The organism is Geodermatophilus sp. SYSU D00758 (assembly GCF_054049955.1).
Genome location: NZ_JBJGYK010000008.1, coordinates 100,549 through 113,667 on the forward strand (window position 1 = coordinate 100,549; position 13,119 = coordinate 113,667).

The 13,119-nt window shown below is 78.1% G+C and carries 9 protein-coding genes and 2 tRNA genes; 2 read left to right on the plus strand and 9 right to left on the minus strand.

Going from position 1 to position 13,119, the window contains the following annotated elements; translation table 11 throughout:
* Nucleotides 1–17 precede the first annotated feature (17 nt).
* From ACI8AC_RS08075 to ACI8AC_RS08115, 9 genes are all read right to left on the minus strand, one after another.
* A complete protein-coding gene (locus tag ACI8AC_RS08075; RefSeq protein ID WP_456896936.1) occupies nt 18–428 on the minus strand; it encodes a response regulator in 411 nt (136 codons plus the stop codon).
* A gap of 194 nt (nt 429–622) precedes the next feature.
* Nucleotides 623–1,327 (minus strand): response regulator, encoded by a 705-nt coding sequence (locus ACI8AC_RS08080; RefSeq protein WP_456896939.1) that lies wholly within the window; start codon nt 1,325–1,327, stop codon nt 623–625.
* Nucleotides 1,324–3,075, minus strand: coding sequence for a sensor histidine kinase (locus ACI8AC_RS08085; RefSeq protein WP_456896941.1), 1,752 nt, complete (start codon nt 3,073–3,075; stop codon nt 1,324–1,326). Before ACI8AC_RS08085 ends, ACI8AC_RS08080 begins: the two co-directional genes overlap by 4 nt.
* Before the next feature lie 104 nt (nt 3,076–3,179).
* Nucleotides 3,180–5,783, minus strand: coding sequence for an alpha/beta fold hydrolase (locus ACI8AC_RS08090; protein ID WP_456896943.1), 2,604 nt, complete (start codon nt 5,781–5,783; stop codon nt 3,180–3,182).
* A gap of 250 nt (nt 5,784–6,033) precedes the next feature.
* Entirely contained in the window at nt 6,034–8,601 is a 2,568-nt protein-coding gene (locus tag ACI8AC_RS08095) for an alpha/beta fold hydrolase (protein ID WP_456896945.1), read from the minus strand.
* 125 nt (nt 8,602–8,726) lie between these two features.
* Entirely contained in the window at nt 8,727–9,983 is a 1,257-nt protein-coding gene (locus tag ACI8AC_RS08100) for a DUF4032 domain-containing protein (RefSeq protein WP_456896947.1), read from the minus strand.
* Between the two features lie 202 nt (nt 9,984–10,185).
* Nucleotides 10,186–10,258 (minus strand) — tRNA-Arg (locus tag ACI8AC_RS08105).
* Between the two features lie 21 nt (nt 10,259–10,279).
* Nucleotides 10,280–10,368: transfer RNA gene (locus tag ACI8AC_RS08110), tRNA-Ser, on the minus strand.
* Between the two features lie 156 nt (nt 10,369–10,524).
* Nucleotides 10,525–11,739 (minus strand): MFS transporter, encoded by a 1,215-nt coding sequence (locus ACI8AC_RS08115; protein ID WP_456896948.1) that lies wholly within the window; start codon nt 11,737–11,739, stop codon nt 10,525–10,527.
* 137 nt (nt 11,740–11,876) lie between these two features.
* Between ACI8AC_RS08115 and ACI8AC_RS08120 the strand changes: the two genes are divergently transcribed.
* Both ACI8AC_RS08120 and ACI8AC_RS08125 read left to right on the plus strand, forming a co-directional pair.
* Nucleotides 11,877–12,407, plus strand: coding sequence for a CGNR zinc finger domain-containing protein (locus ACI8AC_RS08120; protein WP_456896950.1), 531 nt, complete (start codon nt 11,877–11,879; stop codon nt 12,405–12,407).
* A gap of 47 nt (nt 12,408–12,454) precedes the next feature.
* Complete coding sequence (locus ACI8AC_RS08125) at nt 12,455–12,970, plus strand: phosphatase PAP2 family protein (RefSeq protein ID WP_456896952.1); 516 nt, start codon at nt 12,455–12,457, stop codon at nt 12,968–12,970.
* Nucleotides 12,971–13,119 lie beyond the last annotated feature (149 nt).

The following is a 13,119-nucleotide window of genomic DNA, read 5'->3' on the forward strand; positions in this document are numbered from 1 at the left end:
GCCCGGGTCGGCCACCATCAGGGAGCGCCCCCATCCGCCCCCGGTCCTGCGCTGGGGGGAGCCCCTGCCCCGGCCGCGAACAGCGCCTCGAGCAGCGCCTCGGGAACGCCGTCCTTCTCGACGAAGCCGGCCGCACCCGCGGCCATCGCGGCCCCGCGGAGGCCGCCCGCGGCGCTCATCGCCACCACGCGGACCGCGGTCCGCGCCAGCCGGGCGAGCAGTGCCAGCCCGGTGCCCGCGTCGGGCAGGTGCAGGTCCAGGAGCACGACGTCGGGGCGGCCGCACGCCGCCCGGCGGCTCAGCTCCTCGGCCGCCCCGCAGATGCCGAGCAGCTCGAGGCCGTCGACGTCCGACAGCACGCCCTGCAGCGCCCGGCGCACCCGTGCGTCGTCGTCGGCCACCAGCAGCCGGAGGGGTCGGGTGCCCACGCGTCCGCCTCCCCCGTCCGTCCGCGGGCGGGAGCCCGCCCGCGGAGGAGTCTGGGCGCGCGGCGGGGGGCCCGGATCCGACGGAGGACCGGACTGCGGCTCGGTCATCCCGCCCGCGGCCTCGGCCGGATGACGTAGGCCCCCGCGGGGTGCGGGTGGACCCCGGCCGGGGCGGGCCCGGCCGCGTCAGGGCGTCAGCGCGCGGGCACGCCCGGCCCGCCGCGGGGTCGGGGCAGCGCCGGGCCGCCCGTCGCCCCGGGCACCAGCCCCTCGCGGACGGCGTACATGGCCGCCTGGGTCCGCGAGGCCAGCCCGAGCTTGGCCAGGATGTTGCTCACGTGGGTCCGCGCCGTCCGCTCGCTGACCTGCAGGGCTCCGGCGATCTCCCGGTTGGCGCGGCCGTCGGCGATCAGCGCCAGCACCTCCCGCTCGCGCGGGGTGAGGGTGACCGGCCCGACCTGCGGGGCCCGCAGCGCGGCGGTGAGCTCCCGGGCGACGGCCGGGGCCAGGTGCACGTCCCCGCGGGCCGCGGCGCGGATCGCGGCGGCGACGTCGTCGGCCTCGGCGTCCTTCAGCAGGTAGCCGCCGGCGCCGGCCTCCAGCGCGGCCCGCACCTGCGCCTCCTCGAGGAAGCTGGTCACCGCGACCACCTCCACCGACGGCCAGCGCCGCTTCACCTCCCGGGTGGTGGCGATGCCGTCGAGCTCGGGCATGAGCAGGTCCATGAGCACGACGTCGGGCAGCTGCCCGGCCGGCTCGAGGACGGCGATCCGGTCGAGCGCGGCGCGCCCGTCGGCGGCCTCCCCGACCACCTCGAGGCCGTCGACGAGGTCGAGGAAGGCGCGCATGCCCTCCCGGACCACCCGGTGGTCGTCGACGAGGAACACCCGGATGCTCACGAGCCGCCTCCCGGCAGTCGGACGGTGGTGCGCGTCCCCCGGCCGGGGGCGCTGTCGATCCCGAGGTCGGCGCCGATCGCCGCGGCGCGCTCCCGCATGGTGCGCAGGCCGAGGTGCCCGGGGTGGTCGGCGCCGGCGTCGAAGCCGGCGCCGTCGTCGGCCACCACCACCGTGAGCCCGTCCCCGTCGGTCACCGTCACGCGGACCGCGCCGGCGCGGGCGTGCTTGACGGTGTTGTGCAGCGCCTCGAGCACGATCCGGTAGAGGTGCTCCTCGACCTCGGCCGGCAGCGGCGGCCGCTCGACGGGGCCGGTGACGGTGATCGGCAGCCCCTCCCGGGCGCCGATCGCCGCGGCCTGCTTGGTGACCGCCGCGACCAGCCCCTCCTCGGCCAGGGCTCCCGGGCGCAGCTCGAAGATCAGCGCCCGCATCTCGGCGAGGGCGCCCTGGGTGAGCTCGCGCAGCTGGCCGACGGTGCGGCCGAGCAGCCCGTCGTCGGGGAGCCCCAGCTTCGCCATGGCCAGCTGCGCGGTCCGGGCGTGCAGGGTCATGGAGAACAGCGCCTGGGAGACCGAGTCGTGCAGCTCCCGGGCCAGCCGCTGGCGCTCCAGCAGGGCGGCGTTGCGGCGCCCGTCGGCCAGCAGCCGGGCGTTCTCCACGGCGACGGCGGTCTGGTCGGCGACCGCCCGCAGGAAGGCCAGCTCGTCGGGCCCGGGGTCCGGGCCGGCCGGCCGGTAGAGGTGCAGGGCGCCGAGGCTGCGGCCGAGGGAGTCCAGCGGCAGGGAGAGCACGGTGTCCCACGGGACGTCGGCGAGGTAGCGGTGCAGGGGTGCGGCCCGCGGGTCGGCGAGCTTGCGGGCCGGCGCGTCCCGGATGAGCAGCATCCGCTGGTCGCGCAGCGCGGCCGTGGTCGGCAGGTCGGCGCCGGCCGCCCAGGTGGCCCGCAGCCCGTCCTCGTACCCCTCCGGCAGGCCGCAGCTGGCGAGGACGCCGAGCCGGCCGTCGGCGTCGACGACGTGCAGCGCCGCGGCCACGCCGGCGCCGGCCCCGACCAGGATGCGGACGACGTCGTGGGCGGTCACCTCCAGCGGCTCGTCGACGGTCAGCCGCCCGGCGACCTCGCCGAGCACGGCGACCCGGCGCTCCAGCAGGGCCATGGCAGCCACCCGCTCGCACTCCTCGGCGCGCAGCGCCGCGCGGGTGCGCTCCAGCCGGACGGCCAGGCCGATGATGGCCGCGGCGGTGCGCAGCGCGGCCTGCTCCGCGGCCGACCAGGTGCGCTCGCGGGTGCACTCGTCGAACCCGACGTGCCCCCAGAACTCGCCCTCGACGAACACCGGGACGACGACGGTGGCGACGACGCCCTGCGGTTCGAACAGGGCCCGCTCCGACGCCGGGAAGTCGCGGACCGCCCCGGCGATCACCTCGCCGCGGCCGAGCAGCCGCTCCCAGCGGCCGAAGTCGGGTTCGTAGGGCATGGCCTGCAGCTGCGGGTCGTCCCCGGCGACGGGGATGCCGGGTGCGTCCCACTCGCCGATGCTGCGGCTGCACAGCCGGCCCTGCTCGTCGACCAGGTGGTCGGAGACGAACACCCGGCTGACCTCGGCGGCCCGCCCGAAGGCGGCGAGGATCCCGGGCAGGTGCGTCCGCCAGTCCCCGTCACCGTCGAGGAGGCGCTCGGTGGCCGAGCGGGCGGCGTCGAGGATGGCGTCGCGCCGCTGCAGCTCCTGGGCCGGGGGCTCGGTCACCGACGGCATCTGCCCACCCGCGCACTGTAGCGGCCGTTCCGCACGTCGAGAGGACTCCAGCCGCAACTCGAGGTGTCGGGCGACCGGTGGCGCCCGGAGCCCGGTCAGCCCGCGGCGACCCGCGCGAGGTCGTCGGCCAGCAGCGCGGCCAGCCGTTCCACGTACGGCGAGCGCAGCAGCGCGTTGTGGCCGCAGTCGACGCGGACCACCTCGTGCTCGCCGGTCAGGACCCGGGCCCACCAGGCCGGGTCGTCGTCGTTCTCCGCCGAGAGCACGAGCCGCGCCCGGCCGGGCCACGGCCGTGGCCGGTGGAAGCGACCGAGCCGCGCGCCGTGCTGGTGGAAGACCTCCTTGTGCACCTCCGGCGGGTGCCGGAGCAGGCCGGCGGTGAGCACCAGCGCCCGGGTGCGCCACAGGTCCCGGGGAGCCAGCGGCGCGGCCGCCGGGCCCACCCGGACCGGGGCCCGCGGGTCGCGCGCGGCCAGCGGCAGGTAGGTGTCGAGCAGGAGCACCTCCCGCACCTCCCGGCCCCGTTCGTTGAGCAGGTGCGCCACGGCCAGGGCGAACAGCCCGCCGAGGGAGTGCCCGGCGAGCACCACCGGCCCCTCGGGCGCCAGCCGCTCGATCTCGCGCAGGTAGCGGCGGGCCGCCCGGCCGACCGTCCAGTCCGGCACCCCGCGGCTCTCGAGGCCGTGCACCTGGAAGGCGTGCACCGGCTGCTCCGGGCCCAGCGCCACGGCCAGCCCGGAGAACGCCGCCGCGGCCCCGCCCGCGCCGGCGAAGCAGAACAGCGGGGGTCGGCTGCCGCCGCTGCGCAGGTGGACGACGTCGGTGCCCGGCCGCCGCCTCCGGCCGCGGGCCACGAGCGCGGCGAACTCGGCCAGGGTGGCCTGCTGGGCGAGGTCGGCGGTGGTGAGCCGGACGCCGAGCTGCACGGTGACCTGGGCGAGCATCTCCTCGACGGTGAGCGAGTCGGCGCCCAGCGCGGTGAAGCTCTCGTGGCGGCCGACGGCCTCCAGGTGCAGCAGCGCCGCCCAGATCCGCTCGACCGCCGCCTCGTCCGCGGTGGCCGGCGGCTCGGGCTCCGGCCGCCCGGGCACCGGCGGCAGCGCCCGGACGTCGACCTTCCCCCGCTCGGTTCGCGGCAGCTGCTCGAGCAGCACCACCGCGGAGGGCACCATGTAGGCCGGCAGGGAGCGCGCCACCCCGGCCCGCAGCAGCGCGGCCGACGCCGTCCCCCCGGCCGGGTCGGGCTCCACCCAGGCCGCCAGCCGCGGGGTGCCGGCGTCGTCCTCGACGGCGCGGACCACGACGTCCCGGACGGCGGGCAGGGCGCGCATCGTGGCCTCGACCTCGGCGGGCTCCACCAGGTAGCCGCGGATCTTGACCGCGTCGTCGGCCCGGCCGAGCAGGTGCAGGACCCCGTCGGCGTCCAGCCGTGCCCGGTCCCCGGACCGGAAGCGGGTGCGCCCGTCCGGGAGCGGGGTGAAGCGCTCGGCGGTCTGGACCGGGTCGCGCCAGTAGCCGGTGGCGAGGTAGGCGGAGGTGACGGCCAGCACGCCGGGCTCCCCGGGCGGCAGCGGGGTGCCGTCCGCGCCGAGGACGTCGAGCTGCTGCAGCGGGAGGGGCCGGCCGGCCGGGAGCACCCCCTCCGGCACCGGGTCGCCGGGGGCGACCTCGTAGGCGGCCAGGCCCGAGCCCTCGGAGGAGCCCAGCCAGTTCAGCACCGCGACGTGCCCGCCGAGGTGCCGGCGCACGACCGCCACGTCGGCGCCGAACACCTTCTCCCCGCCGGTGGGCACCACCCGCAGGTCCGGCAGCGCCGAGCCGGGCGGCAGCACCCCGCCGAGCGCGCGCAGCAGCGAGGGGGTGCAGCAGAGCACGGTGACCCGCTCGCGGCGCAGCCACCCGGCGAGGTCGGCCAGGCCGTGCACCCGCGGGTCGCGGACGCAGGCGGTGGCGCCGTTGAGCAGGGCGCCGAACAGCACGTTCATCGCCGCGCCGAAGGACGTCGGCATGACCACCGCGACGCGGTCGCCGGGGCCGATCGGGAACGCCCGGCCGTGGTTGTACGCCGAGCCGAGGACGGTGCGGTGGGTGAACACCACGCCCTTGGGCACGCCGGTGGTGCCGGAGGTGAACAGCAGCAGCGCCGGGGTGTCGAGCAGGTCGGGGGTGCCGGACCGGCTCCCGCCGAGCCCGTCCCCGTCGGGCACGGGGCCGGCGGGGAGGAGGCCGTCGGGCACGGGGCCGGCAGGGACGAGGCCGCGGACGGCGGTCACCCCGGGCAGCCCGGCGGCCGCCTCCCGCCGCGCGTCGTCGGCGAGGACGACGGTGACCCCGGCCCGCTCGGCCACCTGGGCCACCCGCGGGACGGGCACGGTCACGTCGAGGACGACGCAGGGCCGGCCGGTCGCGGTCACCGCGCAGATGGCGGCGGCGCTGTCGGCGTCCTGCTCGGCCCAGACGGCGACCGCGCCGTCCCCCGCCCCGTCGAGCAGCGGGCGCATCTGCGCCGCCAGGGTGCGCACCCGCCGGTCGAGCCCGGCCCACGTGAGGACCCGCCCCTCGGACTGCAGCGCCGGGCCGTCGGGGACGGCGCGGGCCAGCTCGGCCAGCCGCTCGGGGATGCCGCGGTGCGGGCCCGGGACGACCAGCTCGGGAACGGCCGGGTCGGCGGCCGTGGGGCGCTGCGTGCTCTGGGTCATCCTCGGCTCTCGGTCGTCCTCGGCTCCCGGTCGTCCTCGGCTCTCGGCGCGGGCGTCCTGCGGCTGGGCGACCGACAGTGCCCCAGCGCCGAAAGGCCGGTCAACGCGGCGGGCGCGCCCGCCGGGCGGGTCCACCCGATCGGGTCCCGCCCCCGCCGGCGATCATGGCGCCGGGGCCACGTCCGGGGCCCGGTCGGCGGTTCCGGCGCCGTGATCGCGGCGGAGCGCGGTGGGAGTGCGGCCGGCGGGGTCAGCGGTCGAGGTGCCGGTCGACCGTCGCGGTGAGGTGCTCGGCGAGGCGGACGACGTAGGGCAGCCGCAGCACGGCGTTGTGGTCGCCGTCCAGCCGCAGCACCTCGTGCTCGCCGGTGAGCACGGCGTCCCACCAGGCCGGGTCGTCGTCGTTCTCGGTGGACTGCACGAGCAGCGCCCGGCCCGGCCACGGCGCGGGCCGGTGCACCCGGGCGATGCGCGCGCCGTGCTGGTGGAAGACCTCCTTCTGCACCTCGGGCGGGCGGCGCACCAGCCCGGCGGTCGCGACCTGCAGCCGGGTCCGCCACAGCTCGCGCGCCGGCAGGGGGTCGGCGGCCGGGCCCTGGCGGGGCGCGGTCGCCGGGCGGGACCGCAGCGGGAGGTAGGTGTCGACCAGCACCAGCTCCACGACCTGGCGGCCGCGCCGGTTGAGCAGGTGCGCCACCGCGAGCGCGAACAGCCCGCCCAGCGAGTGGCCGACGAGGACGACCGGGCCCTCCGGCGCGATCCGCTCCACCTGGCGCAGGTAGCGGCGGGCGGCGAGGCGGACGCTCCAGTCGGGCACCCCGCGGTCCTCGAGCCCGTGGACCTGCAGCGCGTAGACCGGCTGGTCGGGCCCCAGCGCGCCGGCCAGCGGCGCGAAGGCCGCGGCGGCCCCGCCCGCGCCGGCGAAGCAGAGCACCGGGGGCCGGGTGCCGGTGGTGCGCAGCCGGACCACGTTGCTGGCCCGGCGGGTGCCGCGCGCGTCCCGCCGCGCGGCGCCGACCAGCTCGGCGAAGCCCGCCAGCGTCGGGTGCTCGGCCAGGTCGGCCGTGGTCAGCTCCGCACCGAGCTCGGAGGTGACCGAGGCCAGCATCTCCTCCACCGCGAGGGAGTCCCCGCCGAGCGCGGTGAAGCTCTCGTCGCGGCCGACGTGCTCCAGGTGCAGGATGCGGGCCCAGATCGGCTCGAGCGCGGCCTCGTCGGGCGTCGCCGGGGGCACCGGCGCGGGCCGCGGCGGCACCGGCGGCAGCTCCGCGGCCACCACCTTGCCGCGCTCGTTGCGCGGCAGCTCCTCGAGCAGGACGACGTCCCGCGGCACCATGTAGTCGGGCAGCCGGCGGGCCACGCCGGAGCGCACCGTGGCCGCCGACGCGGTGCCGCCCGAGGCGTCGGGCACCACCCAGGCGACCAGCCGGTCCAGGCCGCGCTCGTCGGGCTGCGCGCGGACCACGGTGTCGCGCACCTGGGGCAGGGCCCGCAGCGCCGCCTCCACCTCGGCGGGCTCGACCAGGTAGCCGCGGATCTTGACCGCGTCGTCGGCGCGGCCGAGCAGCCGCATGACGCCGTCCTCGTCGAGCGTGGCGCGGTCGCCGGAGCGCACCCGCACCCGGCCGTCGGGCAGCGGGGTGAACTTCTCCGCGGTCAGCCCCGGGTCCGCCCAGTAGCCGGCGGCGTGGTGCGCCGAGGTGACGTGCAGGGTGCCCGGCTGCCCGGCCGGCACGGGCGTGCCGTCGTCGGCGAGGACCTCGAACTCGTGCAGCGGCAGCGCGCGCCCCGCGGGGAGCACCCCGGCCGGCACCGGGTCGTCCGGCCCGACCTCGAAGGTGGCCAGCCCCTGGGTCTCCGACGACCCGAGCCAGTTCATGACGCTGGCGTCGGGCCGCAGGTGCGGGCGCAGGTCCAGCACGTCCTGGCCGAAGACCTTCTCCCCGCCGGTGGGCACCAGCCGCAGGTCGGGCAGCACGGAGCCCTCCGGCAGCGCCGCGCCCAGCGCCCGGAGCAGCGACGGCGCGCACGGCAGCACGGTGACCCGCGCCCGCTGCACCCACTCCACCGCGTCGGCGACGCCGTGCACCCGGACGTCCCGGATGCAGGCGGTCGCCCCGTTGAACACCGTGGTGAACAGGGTGATCTGCCCGGCGGCGAACGAGGTGGGGAAGACGATCGCTACCCGGTCGTCGGGGGTCAGCCGCCAGGCGTCGCGGTGGTTGTAGCCGCTGCCGAGGACGGTGCGGTGCGTGTACACCAGCCCCTTCGGGACGCCGGTGGTGCCGGAGGTGAACAGCAGCGAGGCGGGGGTGTCCCCGGTGAGCGGCGGGGGTTCGGCCGTCGGGGCGCCCGGGGTCGGCCGCAGGCCGCGGACCGTGGTCACCCCGGGCAGCGCGGCGGCGGCCTCGCGGCGGGCGTCGTCGGCCAGGACGACGGTCACGCCGGCCCTCCCGGCGATCTGCGCGACCCGCTCGGCGGGCAGCGTGACGTCGAGGGCCACCACCGGGCGGCCGGTGGTCGACCCGGCCAGCAGCGCGGCGACGCTGGTGGTGTCCTGCTCGGCCCAGATGCCCACCGCCGCGGGCCCGGGCTGCTCGGCGAGCAGCGCGGCCAGCTCACCGGAGAGGGCGCGCACCCGCTCGTGCAGCCCGGCGTAGGTGAGCCGGCCGTCGGCGGCGTCCAGCGCGACGGCGTCGGGGACGGCGGCGGCCAGCTCGGCCAGCCGGGCGGGCACGGTGTCGTCGGGCCCCGGCGGGCGCAGCGCCGGGACGCGGGCGGTCGGTGCGGCCGTGCTGCGGGCGGCGGTCTCGGTCACGGGGAGGCCCCTGTCGGTGTCGGCTCGCGGTCGCCCGGGACTACGGGCGCGGACTGCACTCCGTTCGAACGCACCGGCCCCGCGGCGGGGTTCCGCGCCCCGCTCGGGTCGGCCCGGCGCCGGGGTCAGGGCGCCGTCCGGGCCAGGACCGCGGCCCGGCCGCTGACCTGGGGCGTGCGGGGCAGCACCGTGCGGACGTAGGACCGCGCGGCGGCCGCCGTCCCCACGTCACCGCCGGCCTGCTCGGAGAGGAACCACCGGTGCTCCAGCACCTCGTGGAACAGCTCGGCCGGGGCCAGCCGCCCGGTGAGCTCAGGCGGGGCCGCCTCCACCACCGGCGCCCACACCTCGGCCAGCCAGCGCTGCCCGGCGACCTCCTCGGGCACCGGCGCGCCGGTCCGCCGCTCCAGCTCGGCCCGGTGGCGGTGCAGGTCGTGCAGCAACCGGCGGGCCTGGTTCTCACCGGCCTCCAGGCCGGTGAGGCGGGCCAGCTCCCGCCGGTGCCGGTCGGGCCCGGAGACCCGCGTGCGCACCCGCAGCCGGCTGCCGCCGGCGTCGGTGACCAGCTCCACCTCGCCGGCGTCGAAGCCGAGGTCGCCCAGCTGCCGCACCCGCTGCTCGACCTGCTGCCGCGGGTCCTCCGGTGCGAGCGGCTCCTCGCGGGTGACCTCCGCCCACAGCGCGTCGTGGGCCGCGCGCAGCCCCTCCGCCGTCACCCCGGGGTCCACGCCGGCCGGCAGCAGCCCGCGGGCGGCGAGGTCGGCCAGCTCGGCGGCGACCCGCGCCACGGCCAGGGCGACGTCGGCCCGCCGCTGCTCCCCGGTGAGGAAGGGGTACCGCTCGACGGTCTCGGCGTCCACCAGGTGCGCCGAGGGCCTGCCGGCGTCGGCGCAGAAGAGCGTGTTGGACAGCGAGCAGTCGCCCCACACCACCCCGGCCAGGTGCAGCCGGACCAGCAGGGCGGCCATCGCCTCGAGCAGCTGGGCCACCGACGGGCTGCCCAGGGCGACCCGGCCGGAGGAGAAGAGGTAGCGGGAGGAGACCGACCAGTCGAGGTAGCGGGTGACCAGCACCGCCGGCAGGCCCTCCCCGCGGTCGACGCAGACCCCGAGCACCTCGACGGCGGGCAGGCCCTCCTCGGCGAACCCGGTGAGCAGGGCGTACTCCTTGCGGGCCAGCTCCTCCGGCATCTCCTTGAGCGCGTAGGCCGAGCGACCGCCCTCGGCGCCGTCCGCGGCGACGAAGCGGACGACGTGCCGGGAGACGCCGCGCTGCGGCACGTCGAGGAGGACGTCACCGGGCCAGTCGGCGAGCGGGCGGGCCCACGGCAGCGCCAGCAGGCCGGCGGCCTCGGTGGCCGGGGGGCGGAACAGGAAGCGCATGGCGGACCTCGCGGGCGACGGCAGCGGACGGCGACGTGCGCACCACGGCGTGCGGTCGGACCGATGCTGCCAGCGACGGACCGCCGGGCGGGGTCTTTGGGTCGTCGATTCGTCATGACGTCTGTCTCACCCGACGCCGAGAACACCGCGGCCCCGCACCTCCCGGGGAGGTGCGGGGCCGCGGCGCTGTCCCAACCAGACGTGCACCCGAAGGGATTCGAACCCCTAACCTTCTGATCCGTAGTCAGATGCTCTATCCGTTGAGCTACGGGTGCCTGCTGTTCAGTTGTCGTGCGCGGAGGCTCCGGGATTTGAACCCGGGATGGGGGTTAACCCAAACCGCATTAGCAGTGCGGCGCCATAGACCGGACTAGGCGAAGCCTCCCGGGGTCCGAGTCCCCCCGGAACCACCGAGGAGAGACTACCAGCGCCCCGGGAGGGCGTCGCAGCCCGGCCCCCGACCCCGGCGACCGCGGCGAAGTCGTCGTCCACGGGAGCACCGGGACGACGACTCCCCCGCAGTCGCGGAGCGGCAGGAGGGTCAGGCCGCGACCGGCTCGGCCGCGCGCCCGGCCGACCGCGGCCCGCGCCGCCGGCCCGGCACCAGGGTGAGCCCGACCGCGGCCGCCGCGCCGGCGGTGGCCAGCAGCAGGCTGCCGTCCACCCCGGCCCGGCTCTCGATGAGCGCGCCGCCGACGGCGGCACCGACCGCCGAGGCGCCCGTGGCCATCGTGGACAGCCAGGTGAACGCCTCGGTGGTGGCGTGCCGGGGGGCGATGACGCCGACCAGCGAGTTCTGCACGGTGAGCGTCGGGGCGATCGCCGTCCCGCCCAGGAAGAGCAGCGCGCCGAGCACCCACGGGCTCGACGCCGCGGCCAGCGGGGCCAGGCCGATCGTCACGCCGAGCAGCAGCCACCGGTACTGGCGCGGGAGCGAGGCGCTCACCACGCGGGCGCCGAACCACAGCCCGCCCGCCACCGAGCCCAGCGACCACAGCGCGAGCAGCAGGCCGGAGAGCCCCGGCGAGCCGGCCTCGTCGGCGAAGGCCGGGATGGCCACCTCGAGCGCGCCGAAGCCGACCATGAGCGCCGCCCCGCTCGCCAGCACGCGCGGCATGCCGGGCGCCAGCACCGTCGCCAGCGGGCCGTTGCGGTGCACCACCGGCGCCGGCGCCCACGCGCGCAGCGCCCGGACCGTGGCGACGCCGACCGCGCCCGCGGTCGCCAGCACGCCGGCCGCGCCGACCGCCCAGGCCGGCCCCACGAGCACGGCGAGCGCGGCGACGAGCGTGGGGCCGGCGACGAAGACCAGCTCGGTGCCCGTGGCGTCCAGCGCGAAGGCGGTCGGGCGCACCCGCGGGTCGACCTGCGCCCAGAGCGCGCGCACCGTGCCCGACACCAGCGGGGTGGCCGCGCCCCCAAGGCCCGCGGCGGCCAGCACCAGCGGGGTGGGCGCGCCCCCGAGCACGGCGGCGACGAGCAGCCCCAGCGCGAGCGGGTACACCACGGCCTGGGTCAGCAGCACCGGGCGCGGCGAGCGGCGGTCGGCCAGCCGGCCGAGCACCGGCGCCATCCCGGCCATGGCCAGGCCGTAGGTGGCAGCCGCGAGGCCGGCCACGGCGTAGGAACCGGTCTGCTGCTGCACCATGAGCAGCAGCGCGAGCGGCACCATGGCCGAGGGCAGCCGACCGGCGAACCCGGCCCCGAGCAGCACCGGGGCCGACGGCAGGCGCCAGACGGCGAGGTAGGAGCGCACGACGGGTCCACTTCACGAGAAGGCGGAAGAGTAGGGGGTCAAACTGCGTTGACCACCTACAGGCTAGGGACGGGAAGGTAGGGAGTCAAATGTGTGACGCCACCTACAGCCCCGTCGTGCCCCGGTAGGGGTCCGGCGTGGACTACGACACCTTCGGCTCCAACGCGGTCGAGCTCGCGATCGACCTCGCCAACGCCGGCCGGGACGACCCGGACTGGGCCGCGGGGTTCCTGCGGGGCCACGACGAGTGGTTCGAGGGGACGACGGACTTCACCCTGTCGCCGGGCGAGACCGCCCGCGCCGGGGAGACCGCCGACCTGGTCCGGGCGGTGGCCCTCGCCGGTTCGCGGCAGGAGGTCATGGACCGGCTCAACGCCCTCCTGGCGCGGGCCCGCCCGCGGCCCTACGCCACCGACCACGACGGCGAGCTGCACCTGCACTACGCCCGCCCGGACGCCCCGCTGCTCGAGCAGCTGACCACGACCGTCGCCATGGGCCTGTCGCAGGTCGTGGTTCAGCACGGCTGGCAGCGGCTGGGCGTCTGCTCGGCCGAGGGGTGCGAGGACGTCTACGTCGACACCTCGCGCAACGCCAGCCGCCGCTACTGCTCCAACACCTGCGCCAGCCGCTCCACCGTCGCCGCCTACCGCGCCCGCCGGAAGGCCTGAGCGGGGTGGGAGGGACGCGTCCCCCGCGCCGGCGCACTCCGCTGCGCGTGCTCGACACCCGGCTGCACGCCCGGATCGGCGCCCTCCCCCGCTCGCCGGCCGACCGGTGGCTGCGCCGGCTGACCACCGCCGCCGACCACGGCCGGCTGTGGATGGCCGTCGGGCTGCTGCTCTCCGCGCGCAGCGGGCCGGCCCGCCGCGCGGCGGTGCGCGGGCTCGGCTCGATGGCGGTCACCAGCGCGCTGGTCAACGCCGTCCTCAAGCGGGTCTTCGGACGCCGCCGTCCCGACCTCTCCGGCCACCCCGTGGAGCGCCTGCTGCGCCACCCCCTGACCACCCACTCGTTCCCCAGCGGGCACTCGGCCTCGGCCGGCGCGTTCGTCACCGGCGTCGCGCTGGAGTGCCCGCCGGCCGGTGCGCTGCTGGTCCCCCTCGCCCTCGCGGTCGGCTACTCCCGGGTGCACGTCGGCGTGCACTACCCCGGGGACGTCGTCGCGGGGCTCGCCGTCGGCTCGGCCGTGGCGGCCGGCGGCCGGCAGCTGTGCCCCCGCCGAACCCGCTGACCCCGCCCCGCCCGGCGGCGGACGACGGCGAGCAGCAGCGGGACGCGGCCCGGGGCGCCGGAGTGCAGCCGGACGGCGCGGGCCGTGCCGGGCAGCGCGACGGCGAGCAGGGCCGGCCCCGCCACCCACCACGCGGCGGCCGGGAGGAG

Excerpts from the sequence above, each read along its gene's own strand:
- ACI8AC_RS08090 (WP_456896943.1), bottom strand. The coding sequence starts at position 5,783 with ATGACCCAGAGCACGCAGCGCCCCACGGCCGCCGACCCGGCCGTTCCC.
- ACI8AC_RS08100 (WP_456896947.1), bottom strand. The coding sequence starts at position 9,983 with ATGCGCTTCCTGTTCCGCCCCCCGGCCACCGAGGCCGCCGGCCTGCTG.